A 14,035-nucleotide genomic window follows, 5' to 3' on the forward strand; every position below is an offset into this window, starting at 1 on the left:
TTTATTTGCCAGGTGAATGATCTCCGATATGGACAATGTTATAAAAAATCTACCTAAGCTTGCCAAAGATAAGCATAACGAAAACAAAAAGTATTTCGATAAGCTGAAAAAGAAGCCGCCCAAGAATCTGGATTATGTGATGCAGGATTTGCACGATGCCGAATTCCGTAAAACGGATTGTCTGAAATGCGCCAATTGCTGTAAAACGACCGGACCTTTGTTTACGTTGGCTGATGTGGAACGGATTGCCAAACACTTTCGATTAAAACCGCAACAGTTTATCGAAAAGTACCTGCGTATTGATGAAGATAACGATTATGTGTTGCAAAGTGTGCCGTGTACGTTTCTGGATCACGAGAATTATTGTATGATTTATGATGTCCGGCCAAAAGCGTGTCGGGAGTTTCCGCATACGGATCGAAAAAAATTCCAGCAAATCACCAATCTGACATTAAAAAATGTGGCTATTTGTCCGGCTGCTTATAATATAGTGGAGGAAATGAAAAAAAAGCTACCTTTATAAAATGAACGTCTACCAATCGAAAATAGATTCCGGAGTGATACTGATATTGAGTATGGGACTCCTTATTCCCGGCATGGTTTTTATTGCAAAAGGAGCATGGCCCGGTTTGTTGATAATTTTGCTGGTTGCTATTTTTATAGCTTATCTGATGCGTCAGACCAAATATACCATCACGGATACGACTTTAGTGGTACGATCGGGATTTTTGGTACATATAAAAATTGCGATTTCCGATATTGTTTCGGTATCTAAAACCGATAGTATACTGAGTGCACCGGCAAATTCGATAACCGATCGTATCGAAATTAAATATCAGGGTAAGAAAAGTGTGATCATTTCACCAAAGGAAAGAGATGCTTTTCTAAATCAGTTACTGAAAATTAACCCGAATATCCAGGTTGTACTTTAATTGGAGTAGGATTCATCTTTATTGATCCAACCACTTTTTAAAAGCATTGATTTCGTTTTTGCTAACCAATATCGGAGCACTGTCTTTGATGGTCGTATCGACCACAATTTCCACTTTTTGACTGGAATGACGGATTACTTCTTTAATCGCCGAACGGTGTAAGATATATTTCCGGTTTACTTTAAAGAAAAACTCCGGATTTAATTTGCCGATAACATCTTTGATCGTATCATCATATAAAAAACTAGCTCCGTTTGTTGTAAAGATAAACAGGTGTTTCCCAGAACCCATAAACGAACTGATATCGGAATCGTTGATTGAGATAAAGCGATAACCGTGATTTACCAGAAAGCGTTTTTGATACGGATCGGTACTTTTATCCTCGATAGTTGCCAACGATTGTACTGTTTGGTTGATATCGAAAGCACTTTTTATTTTTTTGTATTTGGAAAGCGCTTCCAGTAATTCTTCCTCTTCAAAAGGTTTAAGGAGATAGTCGATCGTAAAATGTTTAAACACTTTGATTGCATAGGCATCATAAGCGGTAACGAAAATGATCGGGCTGGAAATGGAAATCGTCTCAAAGATGTCAAGACTTTTACCGTCGCCTAAATGGATATCCATAAAGACAAGGTCAACGGTATTTTCCTTAAAAAAAGCAATGGCCTCTTTTACGGAGGGGAGAATAGTAATGTCTGATATCGAAAGGAGCTCCTGTCGTTCTAAAATGGCTTTCAGATAACCGGAGGCAAGGTGTTCATCCTCAACAATAGCAATCTTCATTTTACTTTTTTATGTAAAAGTAAAAAAAAGTCCCGGTTTATTGCCGGGACCTCTTGAAATTATAAATTCGGATTATTTAACTGTGCGTTTTTCGGATACGGAATAGTATACCTTGGATCGTTTTGAATTAGGGTATAATTCTCTCCATCCAGCTGGTGTACAATCTGTTTTTGGTTTACTCTTCGAAGGTCGAACCATCTGTGACCTTCAACAGTAAATTCCCGTCTTCTTTCTTCATACAGGAAGCTGGTAAAAGCATCTGCCGCCATCGCATTAACCTGTGTTTCTAATGGCGTATAAGCAGCTGGTGTATAACGTTTCTGTGCCAATGTCAGTAGGGTTGCTTTCGCTTGTGACAAATCACCTGATTTTACAAGTGCTTCCGCTTTGATTAGATAAAGTTCTGCGGTTCTGAAGGTACATTTCTGTTCTTGTTCACCACCTTTAAGGAATCGGAAACGACTGCCTGATGCCTGAAAATATAACGGGAAACGTAAATCACCGGTTTGATTAAAGGCTCCGATCAAATCGGCTGATGCAAATGAGGCATTTTTTAGCGAGTTGATAAAATCATCTTCCAAAGCCATAACCGATTCAACCGTGTTGTATTTGTTCGGAAACGTGCTGGTTGTATTCAAATCAACCAACTGGTTTTTATAAGTTAGTGCCGTATTGGCCGCATCCAAAGCATTTTGCCATTCGTTGCGATACAAACGCACGCGTGCTTCCAAAGCATAGATAGCCGCTTTCGAAAAACGATAGTTTAAACCGGTAGTTTGTGTCGACTGATTTAATAAACCTTTCGCCTGATCAATGTCATATAAAATCTGATTGTAGATATTTGCTACGCTTTCCGGAATAAAATCCTGTTCAAGGTCTACCTGTAATGCCAACGGAACGCCGCGATCGGAACCCGATGTGGCTACATTATACGGTTTGCTAAAAAGGTTTACCAGATCAAAATAGGTAAGGGCTCTTAAAGCATGAGCTTCTCCTAATAGTTGATTTTTTTCATCGGATGCCGGAATTTTAGAACTACCATCGTTGATAACAACATTGGTATAGAAAACAGCATTATACAATTGTCCCCATTGGAAACCTGTCGTAGCCGGATCGGGATTCGCATCTTTCCAGATATAAATATCTTTGATATACGTTAACTGATCGTCAAACTCGTTTAAGCTCAATTCGTCACCACGTAAAGTTGTGAGTGATTTGTGTTGTGGGTATACGCCGTAAGCACGAGTCATAACCGCTCTGAAATCCTGAAGTGTTTCCGGAATTACTTTTCCTTCCGGCTTTATATCCAGATAATCATCACAACCCGTCATTCCGATTGCCGCTACAGCCAGAATGATATATTTTGATAGTTTTTTCATGATCTTAATTTTAAAAAGTTACGTTTAACCCTAATGTTACCGATCTAGGGATAGGTTGCGCATAGATGTTACCAAATGTTTCCGGATCGAAATAACCTTTGTAGTCCGAACTGATCACAAACAGGTTTCTTCCTTCTACACTAAAACGTATATTCTGAATATTCATTTTATCCGTAACCGTTTTTGGTAGTGAATACCCCAAACGGATACTGCTGATTCGCATATAACTCATTTCTTCCACCCAGGTATCCAATAACGCGTACGTGTTCACCGGATTACCGCTTGAAAACCATTGGTAAGCCATCCAGGAGTTATCGGTAAACGGATCTCCTTTTCCAACGATTCCCGGTAAATTGGAACTGGTATTGGTTGGTGACCAGGCATTCAGGATATCAGTAGTATAGTTCTGGCCTCTGTCAACCTGTGTTCCGTTGTATGGAGGTGTTTTTACTACCGTTTGTTTTAAGTTAAATGCCGCCGAAACCGTTAAATCAAAGTTTTTAATTTTAAACGTGTTGATTAAACCTCCGGTATATTTTGGATCACGATCACCCACATAGGAAAATAAACTTCTGAATTTATCTGCATTCTCGGTTAAACGGGATTGTGCTAATTCACCTGGTATAATATCGGCATACGGATCGTATAACTGGAAGAACTCTACAGCACTCACCACTTGCCCGTCGCTACCTACAAACTGAGGATAACCATTGGCATCGATTCCTGCGGTTTTCAAGGCGAATACGGCATTCACCGGGTAACCTTCACCGGATGGTAAGTAACTATTGGCACGTACTTGGATACGGTCGATATTACTTTTGTTGTGCGCTAAATTGAAATTGGTCGTCCATTTGAAATTCTGGTTGTCAATATTTTTTGTGGTTAATGAGATCTCATAACCTTTATTGGTAACCTGAGCCCAGTTCATATTGGTATATTCGAAACCGCTTTCAAGTGGTAAAGCACGTACTCCTAAAAGGTCGGTACTCTTACGACCATACAGATCGGCGGCTACGCTAATACGGTTTTTCAAGACGCCTAAATCGAAACCAACGTTTACATTTTCGGTTTTTTCCCAACGTAATTTACTGTTTGGCGGACTCGTTACTACAATAGTTTGTTCCGTTTGTCCCGGAAGAATACTCACATTTCCGTAGTTTCCTACTACAAATGGCGAGGTGTTTTTGTCGATATTTCCTTGTAGACCATAAGAACCTCTAAAACGAAGGTTGCTGATCGTCGGAACATTGTCTTTCAGGAAGCTTTCTTCCGAAGCCAACCATGATCCCGAAATAGACCATAATGGTAAATATTTATATTTCGGATCTACACCAAATAAGTCGGAACCATCATAACGTACACTTCCGAAAACAGTATATTTTCTGTCGTAGGTATAGGATGCCGTAGCATAAAACGATGCAAAGGCATTTTCGTTGTGAGTTCTACCATACGTTTTGTATTGCGCTTCATCCGCTGTTGACTGATCCGGGAACAGGATTTGTGATGTTGTTCCGGTTTGACGGTTGTAACCATAGCCTCTTGAATAGATACTCGTATTGTATGTTCTTCGTAATTCGTTACCTACCAAAAGATCCAGCTCGTGTTTCTCACCAAGTATCTTATTATAGGTCAATTGTGTTTTGATGTTATACTGGAAAAAATCGGTATCCCAATTCTGGATGATTCCACCATCCGGAAGGAAATAGTAAAAGCCTCCGTTTTTAAAACGTCTGGTTTTTTCGCGCTCCTTACGGGTGAAATACGTTTCCTTACCCGCATATTTTTCGGTGTCGGAATTGTCCATTTGCAAACCGATTTGAGAAGTTAACTTTAAATCGTTGGTTACCTTGTATTCCAAATCGAAAATCGCTTTTAAGGCTCTGGTTTTTAACTGATAAGAAGTGTTGTTGCGCTCCTCCAAAAAGTTAAACGGTACATAACGATCCGAATAACCCTGAATATCTTTGTCGTAAACATAATTACCCTCGGCATCCAATGGTGACAAATACGGGTTGGCATTTCTTGAATAATTTCCCGGATTGGTAAAAGCATCCGTATCGGAAATATACGAGGTGTTTTTACTCTGTGTTCCGAAAAGACCAACACCTACTTTTAATTTGTCCGATATTTCATAGTTGTTTTTTAATGTAATGTTATAACGTTCGAATCCGGTTCCGATAGTGGCTCCTTTTTCGTCGTAATAGCCTAATGAAAAATAGTAATCCGATTTTTCACCACCACCAGACAAGCTCAATCCATATTGTTGGTTCACAGCTGTACGGTATAACAAATCACCCCAGTTGGTTTGGTTTGCACGTAACGCATTGATCGCCTGCTGTGTTCCAGGTGTCAGTGCCGAAAAACCACCGGTACGATAAGCGCCTAACTCACCACTGGTGTTCAAGATACGTGAAATAGCACCTTTATCATCGCGGTATGTTAATTCCGGACGACTAGCCAGACCTAATTCAAAATCAACTTTTTGGTTGGCATCCATCAGGTTTAACTTTGAAAAATCAGGCTTTTGTGTTACGAATGTATTGGCAGTAAAATTAACAGCCATACGTCCTTTTCTACCTTTTTTGGTTGTAATTACAATTACTCCGTTAGCAGCTCGCGCTCCATATATAGCGGTAGCGGCAGCATCTTTTAGGATCGTAATGTCTTTAATATCATCCGGATTTAAACCGGCAATTGAAAAATTATTTAGTTGATCAATATTCTCTTTGTCATTAAATTTTGGAGCATCATTTCCTTCTAATGGAAGTCCGTCTAATACCCATAACGGATCCTGAGGGCCGGATAGTGAAGCCGTTCCTCTGATTCGGATTTTTGCAGCGCCTCCCGGTGCTCCGTTACCCGGTGCTACAGCCACACCCGCAACCTGACCTATTAAAAGTTGGTCGACGCTGGCAACACCGGCTTGTTGGATATTTTCCATGTCTACTTTTACCAAAGCAGAGGTTAGTTTACGCTTTTCAATTTTTTGATAACCGGTTACAACTACTTCCTGTAATTGATTCAAATCGGACTTCAGATTAACAGTATAGTGGCTTTGTGAAGTCAAATCGATCAGGTAGGATTCATAACCTATAAAACTAACGCGCAGGCTTTTTACATCTTTAGTAATTTCCAGTTTAAAATTACCATCCATGTCAGTTACCGTACCGACACCGGTACTTTCAATAATTCCGCTTTGACCGGTTTTGGTGGCTATCGATTTATTTTCTACATAAATCGAAACGCCAGGCATAGGTAACCTGTCCTGTGCATCGATTACCTTTCCTGTAATCGTCCTGCTCTCTTGAGAATATCCTGCAAGGGAGAGGAGGAGTGTCATTAAAATTAATAGTCTTTTCATTTCTTGATTTGTTAGTTATAGAGGATTGTTTAGTGCTTTTTCAATTCGATTGATTAAATCCGAATAGTGATTTCGGGTTTCCTGATTTCCGGTGTTTTTCTTTAGTTTTAAAAGTTGCAATACCTTGTTCAATTCTCCTTTCTTTTCAGAGGTTACTTCGGTAACTCTTTTTAGTGAGGACTGATTAATGTTTCGAATCATCTGGTCTTCATGAACATGGTTGCAAAGCGTCGGTATGTTCAGCGTTTTGGTAAACATTAATTTTTTCGCATCTGTTTTCTCAAATAATTTATTGGTCGAAACGATCAATACATCTACATAATTTTTTTGTGTCATTCGTTCCAAAATTGACAACGATTTGTTCTGAATTGTACCACTGAATACCTGTTGATGAACACGTTTAAAAAGATCACTAACGGTAAACAATTTGTCTTTTGCGCCATTTCGCTGGTAAAGCTCATTTTCGATCATGCGAAGTAAACGGTCGTCACTAAACAAATCGTATAAAATTCCGTACTGTAATTCTCTTGAAAGGGTATAAGGTGTATATTCAAACGGCCCTAGCGGAGAATCTTTTAACGGATTGGTTTTGTCAAGGATCGGATTAAAAAACAACCATTGCGGAATCGTAATCACATTTCGAAGCAAATAATCGGTTGCTTTGCGTTGCATCGCAGCCGGAACCGGAACATAACTGGATTTGTGATCACCGTGAACGGTTGTATTCAGGTATATCCCTCCAATGTTGTTTAAAACATGACGGTTGTATAATTGCCATTGACCGATCGTTCCGATATACAGTTTACCCGTTTCATAATAAGAAGCATCTTTTTCATAGGTCCACGTTAAAATGTTGTCTACAACGCGTTTCAGGTTTTTCAATCCATACTCGCTCGCTTTAACAGCATCGTTTCCTAAATCTTCCGACTGTGATCGCGGATCGATGATCGCACCGCCATCCTGTTGTTCTCCATAGAAATACATCGGATCGTTCTGATGTTTACTGATCAAAGTACTTAGCTTTGTCTTTTCATCCGATTCATTCGGATACCAACGATACCCCCATTCGATTGCATATTTGTCGTATTCTCCAATTTTCGGAGTGATCGCCGTTACGCCGTCTTCCGGTTGTGCCACGTAGTTGTAACGGGCATAATCCATGATCGACGGAGCAGTTCCTCCCATTTTTTCAGTAAAGACTTTCGAACGCAATGAATCCACTTCAAAAGCAAATGAAGCACCCATGTTGTGTTTTAAACCAAATGTGTGTCCCACTTCGTGCGAGGATACAAAACGAATCGCTTCTCCCATATGGGAATCGCTGAATTTGTTTCCTCGGGCTTTCGGATCGATTGGACCCGTCTGAATTCGCATCCAGCTGTGCAATGAGGTCATTACATTGTGCCACCAGATAATGTCGGCTTCGATGATCTCACCACTTCTCGGATCCACAACCGATGGTCCCATGGCATTTGCTTTTGGGGAAGCCGCATACGTGATAACGGAATAACGAACGTCATCAATGTCAAAATCCGTATCGCTTTCCGTTGGTTCTTTGGCGATTACAGCATTTTTAAATCCGGCTCTCTCAAAAGCGGCCTGCCAGTCGTGAACACCGTCTATAATATATTGACGCCACTGTTTTGGAGTGGACGGATCGATATAGTATACAATCGGTTTTTTAGGTTCTACTAACTCACCTTTTAAATAACGCGCTTCATCTTCTTTTTTCGGCTCCAATCTCCATCGCGTAATTAATTCTTTCTCAACCATCGCATGCTGGTTGTCATTAAAATACCAGTGTTTTTCGGTAAAGTACCCGATTCGCTTATCCAAAAAACGGGGCTTCATCGGGACTTTATCCAACAAAACAATATTGCTAGTTACCCCTAAAGTTACGGATAAAGCTGGTCCGCCTTCACTTACAGAGGTTGTTAATTGCGATTTTACAACAATATTACCGGGAAAGGTTTTAACAGCTTCGATATATGACAGATCCGATTTTACCGATCCGCCAAATCCGATGTTACTCAATACATCGTTAAAACTTTTTTGTTTTCCGTCGAATACTTTGTTTACTTTAATCACTACTGAGGTCGAATCACTGTTTTTGGTTTCGATATCAAAAACTTCAATGATCGATTCGGAAAAGTTATCCTTTACCGATGCTGTAATGGCATCAGTTTCCGGAGAGGAAACTTTTGGAAGTGACGATTTTACCCATACCTTTTTGGCAACGGGATCTTTATAGAATGAAATTACTTTGTTTTCGTAATTCATTCCTTTGTTTAATCCGGCTTCATTGACCTGCATCGGAACCTGTGACAATTTATTTACAACGAGGAATTCCCGTCCCATTAAAGTGTCGGGGATTTCAAAATAAATGTCGGTCTTAACCTGAATGACATTAAAAAGTCCTTTTTTAAGGGAACCTTTTTTAATCAATTCGGCATAACCTTTGGGTTTTGCAATGGTGTCTTTAGTAGTTTCTGTTTTTGTTTCTTTTTGTTTCTTTTTCTGGGAAAATGCAGTAACATTACTCAATAAAAACAACAATACCAATACATACTTTGTACTTGATATGAGTGTCTTTTTTTTCATTTATGTTAAGTTTTGGTTAAATAATTGTCTCGAAATTTAGAAGTTCCTGAAACGATATAAAAGCAAAACGGAGTGAGTGGCTCTAATTTGGGAGTGAATGACTTTTTTCTAGTCAATTAAAGGTAGGATACAGACGAATTCTCCATTTTCTTCAAAGGTTTTGAAGTCTTTTTTAGAATAGTAATTATATATACTTTGTAAGTATTTTAAGCCAAAATTATTACTTTGTTCGACACTGGTCTTTTTTTGTAAATTATTGATAATAAATACAGCGTCTTTTTTAACAATAATGCGGGATTTTAAAGGCGATTCTATGGTGGCCAAATTGTGCTTAATCACATTTTCAATGCAGATTTGTAACGATAAATACGGAATGTTTTTGATCAGACCCGAATCGTCATCAATTTCAATCGAAAATTGTAGCTCCTGATTAAAACGGGTCATCTGTAAAAAGATGTATTGTTCGATAAAAGAAAGTTCATCGCTCAACGGGACAATATTTTCCTGTGGCGGGTCAATCAGATAACGGTATATTTTCGATAGATTTAAAGTGAATTTTTTAGCCTTTGGCGCGTCAACGTCAATTAGCATATATAAGGAGTTGAGCGTATTGAACAGAAAATGCGGATTGATTTGCTCCTTGAGTTGTTGCAACTGGATCAATGCATTTTCTTTATGAACCTTTTCGTTTTCCAGTAAAAGATTGTTTTTGTCGGAAACCAGGGCTTCTTTTTCCAGATATTCTTTTCGGTTGGCACGATTAAAAAGGTAAAAGATAAAAACCAGAATAAAAGTAGTGATCAAATATATAGCCGAGGCATGTTGTTTGACTTTATTCACATTTTCATCGGCGATCATTTTCGGGAAGTTAATACACACATACCAGTTGATGCCTTCCAGTTTTAAAGGTTTTACAAACCGGATTACATCCAGTTGCAGGTATTCCGACAAAGCTACGGTTTCATTAAATCCGGATTTGTTCGTGATAAGTGTATCGGAAGGATTTAGACTGGTAAAATCAAAAATGTTTTTACCGTTTTTCTCCGCTTCCGGGTGAAAAATACAGGTTCCGTTTTGGTCGAAAACAAACGCATAGTTTGGCGCATTTCCGTCGATTAATGCAAAATAGTCGTGTAGTTTTTTTAAATCAATATCATAACCATAACGAATGGTCGTGGCGTCGTCTTTTTTAATTTTAAAATAGTTGCGCCATATCAAGGTATCGCCCTGTTTTAATAGTATACTGGAGTTTTCGTCTTTATCGGAAGGATCAACCAAAAGATTCAGGTGTTTTTGGAAAGAACCTTTTTCGGTGTCGTTGGTGTAAATCGTACCGTTGTTAATCTGAAACCAATTGCACAATATAACCGGGTTGCTCAGCTGAATCGCATTGAGTACCGTAAGGTTGTTGATTATATTTTGATCATTACTTATTTTAAGGACTTCCTGTACGTTTTTCTTTTGTTCCAGCAAGCGACCGAATTCCTGTTGAAGGACTTCGTATTTTTTTAGGAAACTACGCTGGGCAATTTCCTCATTGGATTTTTCGGTGATTTGAGTAATCAGATTGCTTAAAATAAAAACAGCCACTGTCGTAATTACGATCACAATAAGCGATGTAATTAAGAAAGTACGTCGGGAAATGGTATTTTTAATCGGGAATTTCAAGCAACTGAAAAATTAGTCTTCATATATAAGGTAGGCGGTGCGCATTTTTTTAAAGGAATTCAGACCTTTTTCCCAGGACTTCCGAATGGCTGTTTCGGCCAATCCGGATTCGATTTGCTGCTGTAATTTCTGCGTTCCGGCTAGTTTGTAAAAGAAGCTGTTAAAGAATACTTTTTTATCGGAAGTTTCACCATAGGCTTTGATCAGCCATTTTAGTTGGAGATTGGTCACTTTTGGAGCGCCCGACAGGTCTTCACCATAACACACTTTGCCGTTGTGAACCGGATCTTTGGCGCCTACATTGGGACCAGGTGTAAAACTAAAATCGGATTTCGGTAGAAATGGAGAACCGTAAATCTGAAATTGTTTATCAGTGCCACGTCCCATACTCACATTGGTGCCTTCAAACAAACAAAGGCTTGCATATAGGTTGATGGATTGATCATTAGGAAGGTTGGGCGAAGGCTTTACCGGTAAACTATACGGCATAGTTCGTTTATAGTTCGTACAGGCGATAACTTCCAACTGACATTGCACTCCGTTTTTTAGCCATTTTTCGCCATTGATCATTCGTGCATATTCCCCAATAGTCATCCCGTGTAAAACCGGAATCGGATGCATACCCACAAAGCTGGTAAATTCTTTTTCCAATATCGGACCATCAATAATACTACCGTTCGGGTTCGGACGATCCAGGACAATTAAAGGAATGTTTTCTTCGGCACAGGCTTCCATTACATAATGTAAGGAGGAGATATAGGTGTAAAAACGAGCCCCTACATCTTGCAGGTCAAAAACCATGACGTCAATTTGCTTTAATTGTTCCGGTTTTGGCTTTTTATTGTTACCATATAAGGAGATGATCGGCAAACCGGTTTGTGTGTCTTTTCCGTCTTTGATCAACTCTCCTGCATCGGCGGTTCCGCGGAAACCGTGTTCCGGCGCAAATATTTTTATAACATCCAATTTGTTTTTCAGTAGAAAGTCAACCAGATGATGAGGCTTACTTAACTTTTGTTTGTCGCCATCGTAGTTGACAATACTGGTTGGATTGGTTACAATGCCAATTTTCTTGCCACTAAGAAGTGACTGGTATTTCTCAAAATTATCGGCTCCGGTAAGAATCGGTTCCTTTGGTCGATTGGCAGTTGTAGCCTCGTTTGTCGGATTGGTTTTCGGGTCTTTGTGCTTAATCGCAGAATTTCCGCAGGATACTATCGCTAAAACCAAGAATAAAACTGTATTTTTGAAAACGGAATTTGATACCATAAGTTTTGAGATTAGAATATTTTATAGCAAAACGCCTAATTACTACTAAAAACTATAAAAGTAGTATATCTGCACCAATAATAAAAATTGCAATTGCGGCTATTGCCATCGGAATCATTATGATGATTGTTTCCGTGGCGACAGGCGTTGGATTACAGCAAAAAATACGCCAGAAAATCGCAGCTTTTAACGGGCATGTGATTATAACCAACTACGATGACAATCAATCGGAGGTTAGCGTGGAACCTATTTCGATTCATCAGCCGTTTTATCCGAAGTTTAAAAATATCGACGGAATCAGTCATGTACAGGCTACGGCATCCAAAGCGGGGATTATCCGCACGGAGACTGCTTTCGAAGGAATTGTGTTTAAAGGTGTCGGTAAAGATTTTCGATGGAATGACCTTAAAGAGTATATCATTGCGGGACGGATTCCGAATTTAAAAGCAGCGCTTAATAATGAGGTGATCATTTCAAAATACCTGGCGGATCGTTTGCAATTAAAGTTGGGTGATAAGTTCAATACCTTTTTTATGAAAGAGGAAGGAAATAAACTGCCTAACCTGCGCCGTTTCGAAATTGTCGGGATTTACAACTCCGGATTTCAGGAATTTGATGCGTCCTATATAATAGGTGATATCCGACATGTTCAGCGTATCAATAAATGGAGTAAAGATGAAGTGGGCGAGTTTGAAGTTTTTATTGAAGATTTTTCGAAGATAAAAGAAAAGGGCGAGGCGATTTATGCGGAAATTCCGCCTACCTATAATAGTATAACGATTCAGGAGAAATACTATAATATATTTGAATGGTTGAAATTGTTCGACTTTAATATAGTAGTGATACTAATTGTGATGGTGGTTGTAGCGACAATTAATATGGTGGTAGCTTTATTGGTGCTTATTTTGGAGCGTACACAAATGATCGGAATTCTAAAATCGATTGGCGCCGATAACTGGATGATTCGAAAAATATTTTTATACAATGCACTATACCTTATTATAAGAGGACTGCTTTGGGGGAATGGAATCGGAATTGGATTGTTGTTGGTTCAGAAATATTTTGGAATTGTAAAACTAAATCCGGAGAATTATTATGTTACCGAAGCGCCGGTAGTAATAGAGGTACTTCCGATTTTGGTGCTAAACCTGGGAACGATAGTTGTTTGTTTACTTGTTTTGCTGATACCGTCCTATATTATTACCAAGATTTCGCCGGTTAAAGCGATTCGTTTCGATTAAAAAAGGAAATAATAGAATATATCTTATACGCCCGATAGGTTTTGAAAAGCTATCGGGCGTTGTTTTTTCGGAAAACGCACCTATATATAAGTAGTGACTATACTAATTTGTGATGACCTGACAGGTTTTTGCAACCTGTCAGGTCTTGTTTTTGCGTAATAAAAAAGGCAAAAACCCCGCTAAAACCGCGTAATCACGCCAAAGGCGCCCAGACCATCAAAAAAAAGTATTATTGTTAAGTCTTTGTAATGAGAGCATTAAGAAAAAGATTTAAAAAAAGGTTTAATAAAGTTTGTGAAACCGGAAAAAGGTTCTAGTTTTGCAGCCGCAATAAGGGAGTTCATTGAGAGTAGAGTAAAGCAGATTGGGATTGACTAAGGTTAGAAAAAAAGTCAAAAAAGATTTGCGAGAAATAAAAAAGTGATTTACCTTTGCCACCCGCAAAACAGGGAAGTTCCTTGAGTTATTGAGTAAGAAAAACGAAGAAAATTTTTTCAAAAAAAACTTCAAAAAAATCTTGCGAGAAACAAAAAGAATTTTTAGTTTTGCAGCCGCTAACAAGGAGACGAGTTGGTGAGAAACAAAGAGAATTAAGTTCATAGACATATTGGATTGACAGCATACAAAGAGAGAGTAAGATTTTTCGAGTATAACAAATTAGACCTAGACATTATCGATATAATATTAAAAATATACGATGAAGAGTTTGATCCTGGCTCAGGATGAACGCTAGCGGCAGGCCTAACACATGCAAGTCGAGGGGTAGGGTTAGCTTGCTAACCTGAGACCGGCGCACGGGTG

The 14,035-nt window shown here is 38.9% G+C and carries 9 protein-coding genes and 1 rRNA gene; 4 read left to right on the forward strand and 6 right to left on the reverse strand.

What is annotated here, in order from left to right:
* Positions 1–28 precede the first annotated feature (28 nt).
* Both AAFN64_RS16130 and AAFN64_RS16135 read left to right on the forward strand, forming a co-directional pair.
* On the forward strand, positions 29–523 hold the full coding sequence (locus AAFN64_RS16130) for a YkgJ family cysteine cluster protein (protein WP_347761301.1): 495 nt from the start codon (positions 29–31) through the stop codon (positions 521–523).
* A 1-nt stretch (position 524) separates the two neighbouring features.
* Positions 525–932, forward strand: a complete 408-nt coding sequence (locus AAFN64_RS16135; RefSeq protein WP_347761303.1) for a PH domain-containing protein — start codon at positions 525–527, stop codon at positions 930–932.
* Between the two features lie 18 nt (positions 933–950).
* Here the strand turns inward: AAFN64_RS16135 and AAFN64_RS16140 are convergent, their stop codons facing one another.
* From AAFN64_RS16140 to AAFN64_RS16165, 6 genes are all read right to left on the reverse strand, one after another.
* The gene (locus AAFN64_RS16140) at positions 951–1,715 is read right to left on the reverse strand and encodes a LytTR family DNA-binding domain-containing protein (RefSeq protein WP_300484749.1); all 765 of its coding nucleotides are present in this window, start codon (positions 1,713–1,715) and stop codon (positions 951–953) included.
* 59 nt (positions 1,716–1,774) lie between these two features.
* Positions 1,775–3,094, reverse strand: coding sequence for a RagB/SusD family nutrient uptake outer membrane protein (locus AAFN64_RS16145; RefSeq protein WP_347761304.1), 1,320 nt, complete (start codon positions 3,092–3,094; stop codon positions 1,775–1,777).
* 10 nt (positions 3,095–3,104) lie between these two features.
* On the reverse strand, positions 3,105–6,455 hold the full coding sequence (locus AAFN64_RS16150; protein WP_347761305.1) for a SusC/RagA family TonB-linked outer membrane protein: 3,351 nt from the start codon (positions 6,453–6,455) through the stop codon (positions 3,105–3,107).
* Between the two features lie 15 nt (positions 6,456–6,470).
* Positions 6,471–9,056 carry a zinc-dependent metalloprotease gene (locus tag AAFN64_RS16155; RefSeq protein WP_347761306.1) on the reverse strand — a complete coding sequence of 862 codons (2,586 nt, stop codon included), beginning with the start codon at positions 9,054–9,056 and terminating at the stop codon, positions 6,471–6,473.
* A gap of 108 nt (positions 9,057–9,164) precedes the next feature.
* Positions 9,165–10,724, reverse strand: a complete 1,560-nt coding sequence (locus tag AAFN64_RS16160; RefSeq protein ID WP_347761307.1) for a histidine kinase — start codon at positions 10,722–10,724, stop codon at positions 9,165–9,167.
* 12 nt (positions 10,725–10,736) lie between these two features.
* Positions 10,737–11,993, reverse strand: coding sequence for a DUF1343 domain-containing protein (locus AAFN64_RS16165; protein ID WP_347761308.1), 1,257 nt, complete (start codon positions 11,991–11,993; stop codon positions 10,737–10,739).
* A 5-nt stretch (positions 11,994–11,998) separates the two neighbouring features.
* Here AAFN64_RS16165 and AAFN64_RS16170 point away from each other — a divergent pair, with 5 nt between their 5' ends.
* Both AAFN64_RS16170 and AAFN64_RS16175 read left to right on the forward strand, forming a co-directional pair.
* On the forward strand, positions 11,999–13,234 hold the full coding sequence (locus AAFN64_RS16170) for an FtsX-like permease family protein (protein WP_347761309.1): 1,236 nt from the start codon (positions 11,999–12,001) through the stop codon (positions 13,232–13,234).
* A gap of 694 nt (positions 13,235–13,928) precedes the next feature.
* Positions 13,929–14,035: ribosomal RNA gene (locus AAFN64_RS16175) — 16S ribosomal RNA — on the forward strand; the annotation flags it as partial.

It is taken from the genome of Flavobacterium sp. CAU 1735 (assembly GCF_039888695.1).
GTDB lineage: Bacteria > Bacteroidota > Bacteroidia > Flavobacteriales > Flavobacteriaceae > Flavobacterium.

Coding starts and splice junctions, on each gene's coding strand:
- AAFN64_RS16130 (WP_347761301.1), top strand. CDS start 29: ATGGACAATGTTATAAAAAATCTACCTAAGCTTGCCAAAGATAAGCAT.
- AAFN64_RS16135 (WP_347761303.1), top strand. CDS start 525: ATGAACGTCTACCAATCGAAAATAGATTCCGGAGTGATACTGATATTG.
- AAFN64_RS16140 (WP_300484749.1), bottom strand. CDS start 1,715: ATGAAGATTGCTATTGTTGAGGATGAACACCTTGCCTCCGGTTATCTG.
- AAFN64_RS16145 (WP_347761304.1), bottom strand. CDS start 3,094: ATGAAAAAACTATCAAAATATATCATTCTGGCTGTAGCGGCAATCGGA.
- AAFN64_RS16150 (WP_347761305.1), bottom strand. CDS start 6,455: ATGAAAAGACTATTAATTTTAATGACACTCCTCCTCTCCCTTGCAGGA.
- AAFN64_RS16155 (WP_347761306.1), bottom strand. CDS start 9,056: ATGAAAAAAAAGACACTCATATCAAGTACAAAGTATGTATTGGTATTG.
- AAFN64_RS16165 (WP_347761308.1), bottom strand. CDS start 11,993: ATGGTATCAAATTCCGTTTTCAAAAATACAGTTTTATTCTTGGTTTTA.